General features: G+C 67.1%; 13 protein-coding genes. 11 read left to right on the forward strand and 2 right to left on the reverse strand.

The annotated features are described in order from the left end of the window. Positions 1–3 precede the first annotated feature (3 nt). Together LHP98_RS13695 and LHP98_RS13700 are read left to right on the forward strand one after the other, a co-directional pair. Positions 4–1,638, forward strand: coding sequence for a peptidoglycan -binding protein (locus tag LHP98_RS13695; RefSeq protein WP_227253105.1), 1,635 nt, complete (start codon positions 4–6; stop codon positions 1,636–1,638). Between the two features lies 1 nt (position 1,639). After that, positions 1,640–2,041 (forward strand): nuclear transport factor 2 family protein, encoded by a 402-nt coding sequence (locus LHP98_RS13700; RefSeq protein WP_227253106.1) that lies wholly within the window; start codon positions 1,640–1,642, stop codon positions 2,039–2,041. A 64-nt stretch (positions 2,042–2,105) separates the two neighbouring features. On the opposite strand, the gene LHP98_RS13705 is transcribed toward LHP98_RS13700, so the two are convergent. Next, positions 2,106–2,864 carry a class I SAM-dependent methyltransferase gene (locus LHP98_RS13705; protein WP_227253257.1) on the reverse strand — a complete coding sequence of 253 codons (759 nt, stop codon included), beginning with the start codon at positions 2,862–2,864 and terminating at the stop codon, positions 2,106–2,108. Between the two features lie 64 nt (positions 2,865–2,928). On the opposite strand from LHP98_RS13705, the gene gloB reads away from it, so the two are divergent. From gloB to LHP98_RS13750, 9 genes are all read left to right on the forward strand, one after another. Further along, positions 2,929–3,696 carry a hydroxyacylglutathione hydrolase gene (gloB, locus tag LHP98_RS13710; RefSeq protein ID WP_227253107.1) on the forward strand — a complete coding sequence of 256 codons (768 nt, stop codon included), beginning with the start codon at positions 2,929–2,931 and terminating at the stop codon, positions 3,694–3,696. A 162-nt stretch (positions 3,697–3,858) separates the two neighbouring features. After that, positions 3,859–6,177 carry an ATP-dependent Clp protease ATP-binding subunit ClpA gene (gene clpA, locus LHP98_RS13715; RefSeq protein ID WP_227253108.1) on the forward strand — a complete coding sequence of 773 codons (2,319 nt, stop codon included), beginning with the start codon at positions 3,859–3,861 and terminating at the stop codon, positions 6,175–6,177. Between the two features lie 149 nt (positions 6,178–6,326). After that, complete coding sequence (locus LHP98_RS13720) at positions 6,327–6,572, forward strand: hypothetical protein (protein ID WP_227253109.1); 246 nt, start codon at positions 6,327–6,329, stop codon at positions 6,570–6,572. A 106-nt stretch (positions 6,573–6,678) separates the two neighbouring features. After that, positions 6,679–7,239 carry a F0F1 ATP synthase subunit delta gene (locus tag LHP98_RS13725; protein WP_227253110.1) on the forward strand — a complete coding sequence of 187 codons (561 nt, stop codon included), beginning with the start codon at positions 6,679–6,681 and terminating at the stop codon, positions 7,237–7,239. Continuing rightward, entirely contained in the window at positions 7,239–8,777 is a 1,539-nt protein-coding gene (gene atpA / locus LHP98_RS13730; RefSeq protein WP_227253111.1) for a F0F1 ATP synthase subunit alpha, read from the forward strand. Before LHP98_RS13725 ends, atpA begins: the two co-directional genes overlap by 1 nt. A gap of 21 nt (positions 8,778–8,798) precedes the next feature. Beyond that, positions 8,799–9,659 carry a F0F1 ATP synthase subunit gamma gene (locus LHP98_RS13735; RefSeq protein ID WP_227253112.1) on the forward strand — a complete coding sequence of 287 codons (861 nt, stop codon included), beginning with the start codon at positions 8,799–8,801 and terminating at the stop codon, positions 9,657–9,659. Between the two features lie 21 nt (positions 9,660–9,680). Further along, positions 9,681–11,129, forward strand: coding sequence for a F0F1 ATP synthase subunit beta (gene atpD / locus LHP98_RS13740; protein WP_227253113.1), 1,449 nt, complete (start codon positions 9,681–9,683; stop codon positions 11,127–11,129). Between the two features lie 55 nt (positions 11,130–11,184). Next, a complete protein-coding gene (locus LHP98_RS13745; RefSeq protein WP_227253114.1) occupies positions 11,185–11,577 on the forward strand; it encodes a F0F1 ATP synthase subunit epsilon in 393 nt (130 codons plus the stop codon). Between the two features lie 301 nt (positions 11,578–11,878). After that, positions 11,879–12,226 (forward strand): H-type lectin domain-containing protein, encoded by a 348-nt coding sequence (locus LHP98_RS13750; RefSeq protein ID WP_227253115.1) that lies wholly within the window; start codon positions 11,879–11,881, stop codon positions 12,224–12,226. Positions 12,227–12,298: 72 nt separating this feature from the next. Here LHP98_RS13750 and LHP98_RS13755 read toward each other — a convergent pair whose 3' ends face one another. Beyond that, on the reverse strand, positions 12,299–13,747 hold the full coding sequence (locus LHP98_RS13755; protein WP_227253116.1) for a methyl-accepting chemotaxis protein: 1,449 nt from the start codon (positions 13,745–13,747) through the stop codon (positions 12,299–12,301). Between the last annotated feature and the right edge of the window lie 62 nt (positions 13,748–13,809).

A 13,809-nucleotide genomic window follows, 5' to 3' on the forward strand; every position in this document is an offset into this window, starting at 1 on the left:
GCCATGGCCCTGTCGCGCCGCCGGGACATGAGCCTGATCTGGCCCGGATTCGTGGATGCCGTGACCACGCTCCTGATGGTGCTGATGTTCGTGCTGACCATCTTCACCGTGATGCAATCGGTGCTGCGCGACACCATCACCACCCAGGACACCGAGCTGAGTGCGCTGAACGAGCAGGTGGCGGCGCTGTCGCAGGCGCTGGGGGCGGAACGCAAGCGCGCAGCCGACCTGGAAGGCCAGGTCGGGGTTCTGACCGACTCGGTGGCCGGTCTGCGTACCGACCTGGCGGCGCGGACCTCGGCGCTGGCTTCGGCCACGGCAAAGATCACCGCCTTCGAGGCCCAGATTGCCGCGCTGATCGGTGAACGTGACAAGGCGCAGTTCGACCTTGCGCTGGTGACCCGCGACCGTGACGCTACCGCCGCCCGCGCCGAAGGCCTGGCCGCCACCGTGGCTGACCTGGAGGCGGCCAAGTCCAGGCTGATCACCGAGGCCGAGGCGATGCAACTGGCGCTGGCCCAGGCCCGCGACGAAATCGACGCCGGCGCCGAGGCTGCGCGCCTGTCTGCGGCCCGGACCGAGGCGCTGGAAGCGCTGGTGGCCGATCTGCAAAGCAAGGGCGCCGCCGATGCCGCGGCTCTGGAAGGCGCCAAGACCCAGGTCTCCGAGGCCGAGGCGCAGCGTCTGGTCGATGCGGCGGCGCTGGAAGAGCTGCGCAAGCGGCTGGAAGGGTCGGACACCGAGTTGTCGGCGCTGACCCTGGCGCTCGAGGCCGAGCGGGCTCGGGCAGAGGAGACGCTGACGCTTCTGGCCGCCGCCCGCGCCGCCGCCGAGGGCGCCGATGCGACCGTCAGCGAAAGGGATGCAGCCCTGCTGGCCGCCCAGGCCGCGCTGACCACCGAGCAGGAAAAGGCCCTGGAGGCCGCCCGCGAAGTGGAACTGCTGAACCGGCAGATCGCCGATCTGCGCGGCCAGCTGGCCAGTCTGCAAGAGGTGCTGGATGCTGCCGCAGCCAAGGACACGGACGCACAGGTGCAGCTTGACTCGCTCGGCGCCCAGTTGAACGCGGCGCTGGCGCAGGTGGCGGCCGAACAGAAGCGGCGCGCCGAACTGGAAGAGGCCGAGCGCAAGCGGCTGGAGGCCGAGAAGGCCGGCCTCGAGGCCGAAAAGGCGGACCTCGAGAAATTCCGCTCGGACTTCTTCGGCCAGTTGTCGCGACTGCTGGACGGGCGCGAAGGCGTGCGGGTGGTGGGCGACCGGTTCGTGTTCTCGTCCGAGGTGTTGTTCCAGCCCGGAGCGGCCGATCTGGCCCCCGAAGGCCGGGCGCAGATCGCCGGTGTGGTGCAGATCCTGGACGAGATTCGCGGTGAGATCCCGGAGGGCATAGACTGGATCATCCGGGTCGATGGCCACACCGACGACGTGCCGGTCAAGGGCGACGGGGCGTTCGCCGACAACTGGGAGCTCAGCCAGGCCCGGGCGTTGTCGGTCGTGCGCTACATGCAAGACGAGTTGGGCTTTCCGCCCGACCGCATGGCGGCCACCGGCTTTGGCGAATACCGCCCGGTGGCGCAGGGCGACAGCGAGGACGTCCGCGCCCAGAACCGCCGGATCGAGTTGAAGCTGACCGAGCGGTGACATGACCGCGGCCGACACCCCGCCACACCCCTTGGCCGTCGAGATCGAGCGCTGCGAGCGGGGCGTCTGGCTGGCGCTGGTCGCTGGCGACGCCAAAGCCGACCGGGCCGCGCTGGCCGCGGACTTTCTGGGACTTTACCCCGACGGCTTCGGCGACCGCGCAGCGCATGTCGGGCAACTGGCAGGCGGGCCGACGGTGGCGCGCTTCGCCCTGTCCGACGTGCGGGTCCGTGCCCTTGGCCCCGACCATGTCCTGATCGCCTATCACGCCCGCTACCTGCGGACCGGGGCCGGGCGCAAGGACGAGGAGATGTTCGTCAGTTCGATCTGGCGCCGTGCGGGGTCAGGCTGGGAGAATCTGTTCAGCCAGGATACCCCGGTCACCGGGATTGCGGTGCCCTGAACGGCGGCCGCGCCGCGCGGCCGGCGGCGGGCGGTCCCGACGTCCCGGCCGGAACCTAGCCTCGCTATTCCCGGCTCAGCGCGGGTTCCGGCGACGCGCCGCCGCGCACGCCTTCGAGAACCTTCAGCGGCCGCCGCACCACCGCGCCCAGACCGCCCCGCGTGGGGGCATAGACCTGCTTCGAGGCCTCGACCATCAACACGCCGCCCGCCAGCCAAGGCAGCCGCCGGCCAAGCCGTTCCCAGGCATCTGCGGTGCGCAACCAGAACGGCGTCTGGCTGGGCGGAGCGTGCAGAACGGTCAGGCTGCGTTCGGGGGTGAAGCCGTGCCGGCGCAGCTGCGCCTCAAGCTGGGCGTTCGAGTAGGGCCGGCCGAACCCGAACGGCGTGGCGTCGCGCCGCGACCACAGGCCGGCGCGGTTCGGCACCACCAGCAGCGCCCGCCCGCCCGGGCCCAGCACGCGATAGGCCTCGTCCAGCAGGGCCGAGGGGTTTTCGCTGGTTTCCAGCCCGTGCATCAAGGCCAGTCGGTCGACCAGGCCGGTGGGCAGCGGCCAGGCGGTTTCCTCGCACAGGACCGAGACGTTTTCCAGCCCCGCCGGCCAGGGCATCACGCCCTGCGGCCCCGGCATCAGGCCGATCACCCGCCGCGCCTCTGCCAGATAGGGCCGCAACAGCGGCACCGCAAAGCCGAAGCCCGCCACCGTGTGCCCGGCGGCCGGGGGCCAAAGCCGCACCACCCGGTCGCGGATCGCGCGCTGCGCCACCCGCCCCAACTGGGTGCGGTAGTAGAAGTCGCGCAGATCCTGCACGTCGAGGTGCATTGCGAAGGGGTCCCCGTTCGGGCCAAGCTCGGCGGGCATTCTAGCCGCTGAACGGGGAAAGACCATGGCCTTGGACCTGCTGACCGTGCCGTGCCTGAAGGACAACTTCGCCTTCCTTCTGCACGACGCCGAAAGCGGCGAGACGGCGCTGGTCGATGCCCCCGAGGCCGCACCGATCCTGGCCGCGCTGGACGCGCGTGGCTGGCGGCTGACCGACATCCTGCTGACACACCACCACGACGACCACATCCAGGCCGTGCCCGAGATCCGTGCCGCGACCGGCGCGATGGTGGCGGGCGCCGCTGCCGATGCCCGCCGCCTGCCGCCGTTGGACCTGCCCCTCATCGAAGGCATGTCCTTCTCCCTGGGCCGCGAAAGCGCGCTGGTGCTGAACGTGCCCGGCCACACCCGCGGCCACATCGCCTTTCACTTCCCGGCCAGCGGCCTGGTGTTCACCGGCGACAGCCTGATGGCCGCCGGCTGCGGGCGCCTGTTCGAGGGCACCCCCGCCGAGATGTGGGCCAGCGTGTCAAAACTGGCCGCGCTGCCGCCCGAAACCCTTGTCTGTTCGGGTCACGACTACCTGGATGGCAACCTTGCCTTCGCGCTGTCCCTTGAACCCGACAATCCCGCGCTTATCTCTCGGGTCGAGCGTCTGGCCGGGATGCGCCGCGAAGGCCGCCTGCCGATGCCCTCGACCCTGGCCGAAGAACGGACGACCAACCCTTTCCTGCGTGCAGGCCTGCCGCAGATGAAGGCGGTGGTTGGCCTGCCGGACGCCGCCGATGCCGATGTCTTCGCTGAAATCCGCAGCCGGAAAGACCGCTTCTGAGCCGCCCGCATCACATTTCACGTGAATGGGCGGGCGATTTGCAGACGGTCCGAAGATTGCGCTTGAAGTGCGACAAAAAGAACCGAACTTTAATCTCATGAGGCCACGGTTGAAGACGGGCGGAAGGCCCCCTTTGACCCCGAGGTACAGGAGCACTTTGAAGTGCCGTCATTCTCGTCCACGCTTGAACAAGCCATCCATGCAGCGCTGGCCCTCGCCAACGCGCGCCGCCACGAACTCGCCACGCTGGAGCATCTGCTGCTGGCGCTGATCGACGAACCCGACGCGGCCCGCGTGATGAAGGCCTGCTCGGTTGATCTGGACGAGTTGAAGAAGACCCTGACCGATTTCATCGACGACGACCTGTCGACGCTGGTGACCAGCGTGGACGGGTCCGAAGCGGTGCCGACGGCGGCCTTCCAGCGGGTGATCCAGCGCGCCGCCATCCATGTGCAGTCGTCCGGCCGGACCGAGGTGACCGGGGCGAACGTGCTGGTCGCGATCTTCGCCGAGCGCGAGAGCAACGCCGCCTACTTCCTGCAGGAACAGGACATGACGCGCTACGACGCGGTGAACTTCATTGCGCATGGCGTGGCCAAGGACCCGTCCTATGGCGAAGCCCGTCCCGTGCAGGGTGCCGACGAGCCGCAGGAAACCCCCAAGGCCGAGGCCGGCGAGGCCAAGGAATCGGCGCTGTCCAAATATTGCGTCGATCTGAACGTCAAGGCCCGCAAGGGCGACGTCGATCCGCTGATCGGCCGCGAGGCCGAGGTCGAGCGGGCGATCCAGGTGCTGTGCCGGCGGCGCAAGAACAACCCGCTCTTGGTGGGCGACCCCGGCGTCGGCAAGACCGCCATCGCCGAGGGCCTGGCCTGGAAGATCGTCCACAAGGAAGTGCCCGAGGTTCTGGCCCATGCCACGATCTTCAGCCTCGACATGGGCGCGCTTCTGGCCGGCACCCGCTATCGCGGCGACTTCGAGGAACGCCTCAAGGCCGTGGTCAAGGAGATGGAGGATCACCCCGACGCGATCCTGTTCATCGACGAAATCCATACGGTGATCGGTGCCGGCGCCACCTCGGGCGGCGCGATGGATGCCTCGAACCTGCTCAAGCCTGCGCTGCAGGGCGGCAAGATGCGTTGCATGGGGTCCACCACCTACAAGGAATTCCGCCAGCATTTCGAGAAGGACCGCGCGCTGAGCCGGCGGTTCCAGAAGATCGACGTGAACGAGCCCTCGGTCCCCGACACCATCAAGATCCTGATGGGCCTGAAGCCGCATTTCGAGGAACACCACGACCTGCGCTACACTGCCGACGCGATCAAGTCGGCGGTTGAACTGGCCGCGCGCTACATCAACGACCGCAAGCTGCCTGACTCGGCAATCGACGTGATCGACGAAGCCGGCGCGGCGCAGCATCTGCTGACCGAATCCAAGCGCAAGAAGGTGCTTGGCATCAAAGAGATCGAATCGGTGGTGGCAAAGATCGCCCGCATCCCGCCGAAAAACGTCTCCAAGGACGATGCCGAAGTGCTGCGCGATCTGGAAAAGAACCTCAAGCGCCTTGTCTTCGGTCAGGAAAAGGCCATCGAGGCCCTGTCGGCCAGCATCAAGCTGGCCCGCGCCGGGTTGCGCGAACCGGAAAAGCCCATCGGCAACTACCTCTTCACCGGCCCCACCGGCGTCGGGAAGACCGAGGTTGCCAAGCAACTGGCCAACACGCTGGGCGTCGAACTTCTGCGCTTCGACATGTCGGAATACATGGAGAAACACGCGGTTTCCCGCCTGATCGGCGCGCCCCCCGGCTATGTCGGCTTCGACCAGGGCGGCATGCTGACCGATGGTGTCGACCAGCACCCGCATTGCGTGCTGCTGCTGGACGAAATGGAAAAGGCCCACCCCGACGTCTACAACATCCTTCTGCAGGTGATGGACCACGGCAAGCTGACCGACCACAACGGCCGGGCGGTCGATTTCCGCAACGTGATCCTGATCATGACCTCGAACGCCGGGGCGTCCGACATGGCCAAGGCCGCCATCGGTTTCGGCCGTGAAAAGCGCACCGGTGAGGATACGGCCGCGGTGGAACGCACCTTCACGCCAGAATTCCGCAACCGTCTCGACGCGGTGATCAGCTTCGCACCGCTGGGCCGCGAGATCATCCTGCAGGTGGTCGAGAAGTTCGTCCTCCAGCTTGAGGCGCAACTGATCGACCGAAACGTCCACATCGAACTGACGCCGGAAGCGGCGGCCTGGCTGGGCGAAAAGGGCTATGACGACAAGATGGGCGCCCGGCCGCTGGCCCGGGTGATCCAGGAACACATCAAGAAGCCGCTGGCCGAGGAACTGCTGTTCGGCAAGCTGACCAAGGGCGGGCTGGTGCGGGTGGGCGTCAAGGACGATGCCATCGTGCTGGACATCCAGGAACCGCAAAAGCCCCGCCTTACCGGCCAGAAGCCACCTCTGCTCACCGCTGAATAAGGCCGCATTGCCGGTCGATCGCGCCCCGCCTGTCCGAAAGACAGTGCGGGGTGCCCTTTTGCCGGGAATCTCTGCGCCCCTTACGCCGTGCCCTTGCCGCAGATCGCGCCCTAAGGCCTGTGGAACTGGCCGTCCCGATGCGACCGGAGATGCGTGCCGACAGCCGGAATGACAGCGGAAACGATGCGTATCCGGCCCGGAGACAGGCGCCGGACGGGCCGGGGACCGGTTTCCCCGACGGCTTCGCCGAGGCCGCCGATTCTCACGGGACCGCCCTGTTCCTGGCCTGCGACGAACGCTTTCGCGACAAAGTGGCATCGGCCCTGCAGGAAACCCCGATCTCAGGTTCGGGAAAGCGTGCCTATCCGGTTGCGGGGCTGCAAAGCCTCTGCTAAGGACGCCGCAAAATCGGTATTCCGAGGGCGCCCTTTTGTCCGTGGCCTTGCAGGTGCAAGGCGCGTGGTCGGGAAAGGTGAAGCCCGACACAAGGGAAGGACGACTGTGGCCGAAGCTGTTTCCATCTCGCAAGGCATTGCCGCCCGCTACGCCACCGCGCTGTTCGAACTGGCCAAGGAAGACGGCACGTTGGCGGCCCTTGAGGCCGATGCCGATGCGCTGAAAGCCACCTTGGTCACCAGCCCCGACCTGGGCGCGATGATCGCCTCGCCGATCATCAGCCGCGCCGAGCAGACCAGCGCCATCGGCGCGATCGCGGTCAAGATGGGCCTGGGACCGCTGGTCGCCAACACCCTGGCGCTGATGGCCGAAAAGCGCCGCCTGTTCACCCTGCCGCAACTGTTGGCCGAAATCGACGCCCGCATCGCCGAGGAAAAGGGCGAGATGACCGCCGACGTCACCGCCGCCACGGCACTATCTGCGGCGCAGACCAAGAAACTGGCCGACACACTGAAGGCCAAGGTCGGCAAGACCGTGAAACTGAACACCACCGTCGATGAAAGCCTCATCGGTGGAATGATCGTCCGCTTGGGCTCGACCATGATCGACACGTCGGTCCGGTCGCAACTTGCGGCTCTCCAGAATGCCATGAAAGAGGTTGGGTGATGGGAATTCAGGCTGCCGAGATCTCTGCGATCCTGAAAGAGCAGATCAAGAACTTCGGCAAGGATGCCGAGGTGGCCGAGGTTGGCCGCGTGCTGTCGGTGGGTGACGGCATCGCCCGCGTCTACGGCCTGGACAACGTTCAGGCCGGCGAGATGGTGGAATTCCCCGGCGGCATCCGCGGCATGGCGCTGAACCTGGAAGTCGACAACGTCGGTATCGTGATCTTCGGCACCGATAAGGACATCAAGGAAGGCGATACCGTCAAGCGCACCAAGTCCATCGTGGACGTCCCCGCCGGTGACGCGCTTCTGGGCCGGGTGGTCGATGCGCTGGGCAACCCGATCGATGGCAAGGGCCCGATCAAGGCGACCGAGCGTCGCGTGGCGGACGTCAAGGCGCCGGGCATCATCCCGCGCAAATCGGTGCACGAACCGATGGCCACCGGCCTGAAGGCGGTGGACGCCATGATCCCGATTGGCCGCGGCCAGCGCGAGCTGATCATCGGTGACCGCCAGACCGGCAAGACCGCCGTGGCGCTGGACACCATCCTGAACCAGAAAAGCTACAACGAAGCCGCCGGCGACGACGAATCGAAGAAGCTCTACTGCATCTACGTCGCGGTCGGCCAGAAGCGCTCGACCGTTGCCCAGTTGGTGAAGAAGCTGGAAGAGACCGGCGCCATGGCCTACACCGTGGTCGTCGCCGCCACCGCCTCGGACCCCGCGCCGATGCAGTTCCTGGCGCCCTTCTCGGGCACCGCCATCGGCGAATTCTTCCGCGACAACGGCCGCCACGCGCTGATGATCTACGATGACCTGTCCAAGCAGGCCGTCGCCTATCGCCAGATGTCGCTGCTTCTTCGCCGCCCGCCGGGCCGCGAAGCCTATCCGGGCGACGTGTTCTACTTGCACTCGCGCCTCTTGGAGCGTTCGGCCAAGCTGAACAGCGATTTTGGCGCCGGTTCGCTGACCGCGCTGCCGATCATCGAAACCCAGGCCGGCGACATCTCGGCCTATATCCCGACCAACGTGATCTCGATCACCGACGGCCAGATCTTCCTTGAGTCCGAACTGTTCTACCAGGGCATCCGCCCGGCCGTGAACACCGGTCTTTCCGTGTCGCGTGTGGGCTCGTCGGCCCAGACCAACGCGATGAAGTCGGTGGCCGGCAAGGTCAAGCTGGAGCTGGCGCAGTATCGCGAAATGGCGGCCTTCGCGCAGTTCGGCTCGGACCTCGACGCCTCGACCCAGGCGCTCTTGAACCGCGGCGCGCGCCTGACCGAGCTGATGAAGCAGAACCAGTATTCGCCGATGACCAACGCCGAGATCGTCTGCGTGATCTTCGCGGGCACCACTGGCTATCTTGACAAGATCGCGGTCAAGGAGGTCGGCCGGTTCGAAGCGGGTCTGCTGAAACACCTGCGCACCAAGGGCAAGGCCCTGCTTGACGACATCACCAAGAACGACCGCAAGGTCGCGGGTGATCTGGAAAAGGCCATCCGCGCGGAAATCGACGCCTTCGCCAAAGACTTCGCTTGAGCCCCCTGAAGGAGTAGGCAGATGCCCAGCCTGAAGGACCTCAAGAACCGGATCGCCAGCGTCAAGAACACGCGGAAGATCACCAAGGCGATGCAGATGGTCGCCGCCGCAAAACTGCGCCGGGCGCAGGACGCGGCCGTGGCCGCCCGGCCCTATGCCGAGCGGATGACGGCGGTGATTGCCTCGCTGGCCAACGGGCAGGGCGCCAACGCGCCGAAGCTTCTGGCCGGCAACGGTCGCGAGCAGGTGCATCTCCTGGTGGTGATGACCTCCGAGCGCGGCCTGTGCGGCGGCTTCAACTCGACCATCGTCCGGCTGGCCCGGGCGCGGGCCAACGAGTTGGTGACGCAGGGCAAGACGGTGAAGATCCTGACCGTCGGCAAGAAGGGCCGCGAGCAGTTGAAGCGCGACTGGTCGAACGCCTTTGTCGGCCATGTCGACCTGAGTGAGGTCAAGCGCCTTGGATATTCCAACGCGCAGGGCATCGCCCGGGAAGTCCTGGCCGCCTTCGAAGCCGGCGAGGCCGACGTGGTGACGATCTTCTACAACCGCTTCCAGTCGGTGATCAGCCAGATTCCGACCATGCAGCAGGTGATCCCGGCCAAGTTCGAGGCCACCGCGGCGAACGCCAGCTATGACTACGAACCCGGCGAAGAGGCCATCCTGGCCGATCTTCTGCCGCGGGGCGTGGCCACGCAGATCTTTACCGCGCTTCTGGAAAACGGCGCCAGCGAGCAGGGCGCGCGGATGTCCGCCATGGACAACGCCACCCGCAACGCCGGCGACATGATCAACAAGCTGACGATCCAGTACAACCGGAGCCGTCAGGCGTCGATCACCAAGGAACTCATCGAAATCATTTCGGGCGCCGAGGCGCTCTGACGAACCCGGAGTAAGACGAGAATGGCAAAGGCCCCGAAAGCTTCCGCCGCCGCCGCTGCCGGCAAGGTGACCCAGGTCATCGGCGCCGTCGTGGACGTGCAGTTCGAAGGCGATCTCCCGGCGATTTTGAACGCGCTGGAAACCACCAACAACGGCAAGCGCCTGGTGCTGGAGGTTGCCCAGCACCTGGGCGAGAACACCGTGCGGACCATCGCCATGGACGCCACCGAAGGAATGGTGCGCGGCACGCCCGTGAACGACACTGGCGCGCCGATCTCGGTTCCGGTGGGCGATTGCACGCTGGGCCGCATCTTGAACGTCATCGGCGAGCCGGTGGACGAAAAAGGCCCGGTTGTGTCCACGGAAACCCGCGCCATCCACCAGCCGGCGCCGGACTTCGTGTCGCAGTCGACCGAAAGCATCGTGCTGGTCACCGGCATCAAGGTGATCGACCTGCTGGCACCCTATGCCAAGGGCGGCAAGATCGGCCTGTTCGGCGGCGCCGGCGTGGGCAAGACGGTTCTGATCATGGAACTGATCAACAACATCGCCAAGGTTCACTCGGGCTACTCGGTCTTCGCCGGCGTGGGCGAACGGACCCGGGAAGGCAACGACCTCTATCACGAGATGATCGAATCCGGCGTCATCAAGATCGACGACCTTGCCGCCTCGAAGGTGGCGCTGGTCTATGGCCAGATGAACGAACCCCCGGGGGCCCGCTCGCGCGTGGCGCTGACCGGCTTGACCCTGGCCGAACAGTTCCGCGACCAGTCGGGCACCGACGTTCTGTTCTTCGTCGACAACATCTTCCGCTTCACCCAGGCGGGTTCGGAAGTCTCGGCGCTCTTGGGCCGTATTCCTTCGGCCGTGGGCTACCAGCCGACGCTGGCCACCGACATGGGCGCGCTGCAGGAACGCATCACGTCCACCAAGTCGGGCTCGATCACCTCGGTGCAGGCGATCTACGTGCCGGCCGACGACCTGACCGACCCCGCGCCGGCCGCCTCGTTCGCGCACCTTGACGCGACGACCGTGCTGTCGCGTGCGATCTCGGAACTGGGCATCTACCCGGCGGTGGACCCGCTCGACTCGACCTCGCGCCTGCTGGACCCGACGGTGATCGGAGAAGAGCATTACCAGGTTGCCCGCTCGGTACAGGGGGTGCTTCAGCGCTACAAGTCGCTGCAGGACATCATCGCCATCCTCGGGATGGACGAACTCAGCGAAGAGGACAAGCTGACCGTGGCCCGCGCCCGGAAGATCCAGCGCTTCCTGTCGCAGCCCTTCGACGTGGCCAAGGTGTTCACCGGCTCGGACGGCGTGCAGGTGCCGCTGGACAAGACCATTGCCTCGTTCAAGGCGGTGGTTGCCGGCGAATACGACCACCTTCCCGAAGCCGCCTTCTACATGGTCGGCGACATCGAGGACGTGAAAGCCAAGGCCGCGAAGATGGCGGCGGCCGCGGCCTGATCGGGTATCGGCGCCGGACGGACCCCGCCCGGCGCCCCATCGCCAAGGAGACATCATGGCCGAAACCATGCAATTCGACCTCGTCGCCCCCGAGCGCCGCATCGCGTCGGAACGCGCCACGCAGGTCCAGATCCCCGGCTTCGAGGGCGATCTGACCGCGATGCCCGACCATGCGCCGCTGATCACCACCCTGCGCCCCGGCATCCTGCGCTCGGTCTCGGCCGAGGGAACCAAGTCCTACCTGGTGACCGGCGGCTTCGCCGAGATCAACCTCGCCGGCGTCTCGGTCCTTGCCGAGCAGGCGATCCCACTGGAAGAGCTGAATGCCAAGCTGATGGACCAGCTGGTTGCCGATGCCTCCGAGGCAACGGCGGTGGCGGTGGACAAGGACAGCGCCGACAAGGCGATGGCCGATCTGCTGGCGGTAAAGGCTGCGGCCGGGTTCTGAGACGGCCAGGATTGCACGGATGCAAACTCGGGCGTGCCGGATACACCGTCGCGCCCGTTGCGTCTTGCGGCTGCCGCGGCGTGTCGAAACCAGACCGCGCGTGCAGGTCGGGCCGGCGGCCGGTAGCACCCTTGCGCGCTGGCCGGCATGGCTGCATGCACGACCGGCGCCGCCTTGCCTTTCCCCCATCGGTGCCCTCATGTTCGCGTGAATGGGGCAGGCCGCGCCGAAAGTCCGCGGATTTGGTCCAATTTTGACCGAAATTTCCGAATACGGCCTCGGCAGTCCTGGGAAGTGTGTGATGAAGCGATTTAGGTCCAGCGTCGGCGTCCTGCAAGGCACGAAGGTTCTGTTCTCGGACTTTGCCGACGGCGGCCAGATGTGGACGGGGCATGGCCCGCGCGAATGCCGCGTGGCCGTCAGCTTTGCCGAAGCCTTCGCGCAGGTGCCGGCGGTGACGGTGGGCCTGACGATGTGGGACATGGACCACAAGACGAATTCGCGCGTGGACCTGACGGCCGAGGATGTCACCGTCAAGGGCTTCAAGCTGGTGTTCAAGACCTGGGGCGACACCCGCATCGCCCGGGTGCGCGCCGACTGGATGGCCATCGGCACTGTCCGCGACGATGACGACTGGGAAGTCGACTAGCGCGGCGTCAGACGGCAGACGCCTCCGCAGGCCAAAGGCCGAACGCCCTCGCGGCGGCGGGGCATCGGCCGATCAGAACCGGTAGGCCAGCCGCAGCCCGCCCCAGTGCTGGCCGTTGACGAAAATCGGCGCCGAGACGTCCTTCATCATCGCGAATTCGCCCCCGCCCATGTCGCGCCGGTAGATCTGCATCAGGAACGGCGCGGTCGAGCGTCCGGCGGCCAGGCCGACCCGGTCGTCGAAGAGGCGCCGGTTGCGGCTGTTGGCGGCGTTCCAGACCGGATCGGCGCCCTGCGGAGCCGAGAACTTGCGGTTGTGGGTGGGCAGATAGCCGTTGCGATCCACCGCGGCGCAGAAGGCCACCCGCGGGTCCGCTGCCAGAACCGGCTCTTGCAGGGGCGGGAACAGCCGGTCGGTCAGCGCGGTGAACGGCGCGACCAGCTGCGCCGGGTTGCTGCCCGGAACCGGCCGGTAGTCGGTCGAGAACAGCGCCGCGCCGGTGATCTCGCCCAGGGCCAGCGCGCGTTCCAGGGCACGACCCAGGTCGCCGGCCCGCTGCATCACCATGTCGATCAGCGGCCGGTCGGCACTGGCCCCGCCCAGGGCGAAGACATGCTGGACCATCCCCTCGCCCAGCCGAATCAGCCGCGACACCCGCTGGCGGGCATCGTTCACCAGGCCGGCCTGGGTGGTGACACCATCGTGCAACGCGCGGAAGGTCGGGCCGAAGCCCTGCATCACCGACCGCATCTTCGCCGCCTCGCCCGCCATCGTGTCCAATTCGCCGCCGGCCTCTGCGGCCTGGGTGCCGATGGTCTTCAGCGCCGCCTCGGCCGAGGCCAGGTCGGCCAGCCCGGCCTTGGCATTGGCGGCCACGCTCTGCGCCTCGGCGCGCAGCGCGCCGATCTCGGCCGCCAGCGAAGCCACCGTCCCGGAAATCACCTGTGCCGCCTCGGCGGTCTGCGCCGACAGCGTGTTCACCGCATCGGCCACCACGGCGAATCCGCGACCGGCCTGGCCCGCGCGGGCTGCCTCGATCTTGGCGTTGATGGCCAGCATGCTGACCTCGCGCGCGATGTCCAGGATGCGGGCATTCGAGGCCTGTGCGGCCTGCATCGCGGTATCAATCCGGCCCAGGTGCCCGCCCACCCCGCCGACCCAGCCCATCACCTGCTGGCTGGATTGCACCGCCTGTGCCAGTTGCGCAGTCGAGGTGCCAAGCACGTCGAACAGCCCCCGCATCACCGCCGAAAGCCGATCGGTCGCCTCGACCATCGAGGTGCTGGCCCGGGTCACGCCCCGGGTGCTGCCGCTGGCTTCGGTCAGCCGATCCAGCTGCTGGCGCGCGGCACTTTCCACCCCTTCCAGGAAGCCCGCGACATCGACGATGTCATGGCCCAGCCGCATCGAGGCGCTGGCCATTTCGTCGGTGATCTGGTCCACCGTGCGCCGCAGCGGATGGTCACGCGGCGGCAGGGGAACCTGCGACGGAAAGTCGGGCCTGGGCAGAGGAGAAGCCATGCGGGTGCCGGATCGGGGAAGGGTTCCGCGCCACCTTGCCCGACGCCCGTTTCCGCCCGGTT

The organism is Rhodobacter sp. Har01, assembly GCF_020564565.1.
Lineage (GTDB): Bacteria > Pseudomonadota > Alphaproteobacteria > Rhodobacterales > Rhodobacteraceae > Pseudogemmobacter.

Coding starts and splice junctions, on each gene's coding strand:
- LHP98_RS13705 (WP_227253257.1), bottom strand. CDS start 2,864: ATGCACCTCGACGTGCAGGATCTGCGCGACTTCTACTACCGCACCCAG.
- LHP98_RS13745 (WP_227253114.1), top strand. CDS start 11,185: ATGGCCGAAACCATGCAATTCGACCTCGTCGCCCCCGAGCGCCGCATC.
- atpD (WP_227253113.1), top strand. CDS start 9,681: ATGGCAAAGGCCCCGAAAGCTTCCGCCGCCGCCGCTGCCGGCAAGGTG.
- gloB (WP_227253107.1), top strand. CDS start 2,929: ATGGCCTTGGACCTGCTGACCGTGCCGTGCCTGAAGGACAACTTCGCC.
- LHP98_RS13695 (WP_227253105.1), top strand. CDS start 4: ATGGCCCTGTCGCGCCGCCGGGACATGAGCCTGATCTGGCCCGGATTC.
- LHP98_RS13720 (WP_227253109.1), top strand. CDS start 6,327: ATGCGTGCCGACAGCCGGAATGACAGCGGAAACGATGCGTATCCGGCC.
- atpA (WP_227253111.1), top strand. CDS start 7,239: ATGGGAATTCAGGCTGCCGAGATCTCTGCGATCCTGAAAGAGCAGATC.
- LHP98_RS13755 (WP_227253116.1), bottom strand. CDS start 13,747: ATGGCTTCTCCTCTGCCCAGGCCCGACTTTCCGTCGCAGGTTCCCCTG.
- LHP98_RS13750 (WP_227253115.1), top strand. CDS start 11,879: ATGAAGCGATTTAGGTCCAGCGTCGGCGTCCTGCAAGGCACGAAGGTT.
- LHP98_RS13735 (WP_227253112.1), top strand. CDS start 8,799: ATGCCCAGCCTGAAGGACCTCAAGAACCGGATCGCCAGCGTCAAGAAC.
- LHP98_RS13700 (WP_227253106.1), top strand. CDS start 1,640: ATGACCGCGGCCGACACCCCGCCACACCCCTTGGCCGTCGAGATCGAG.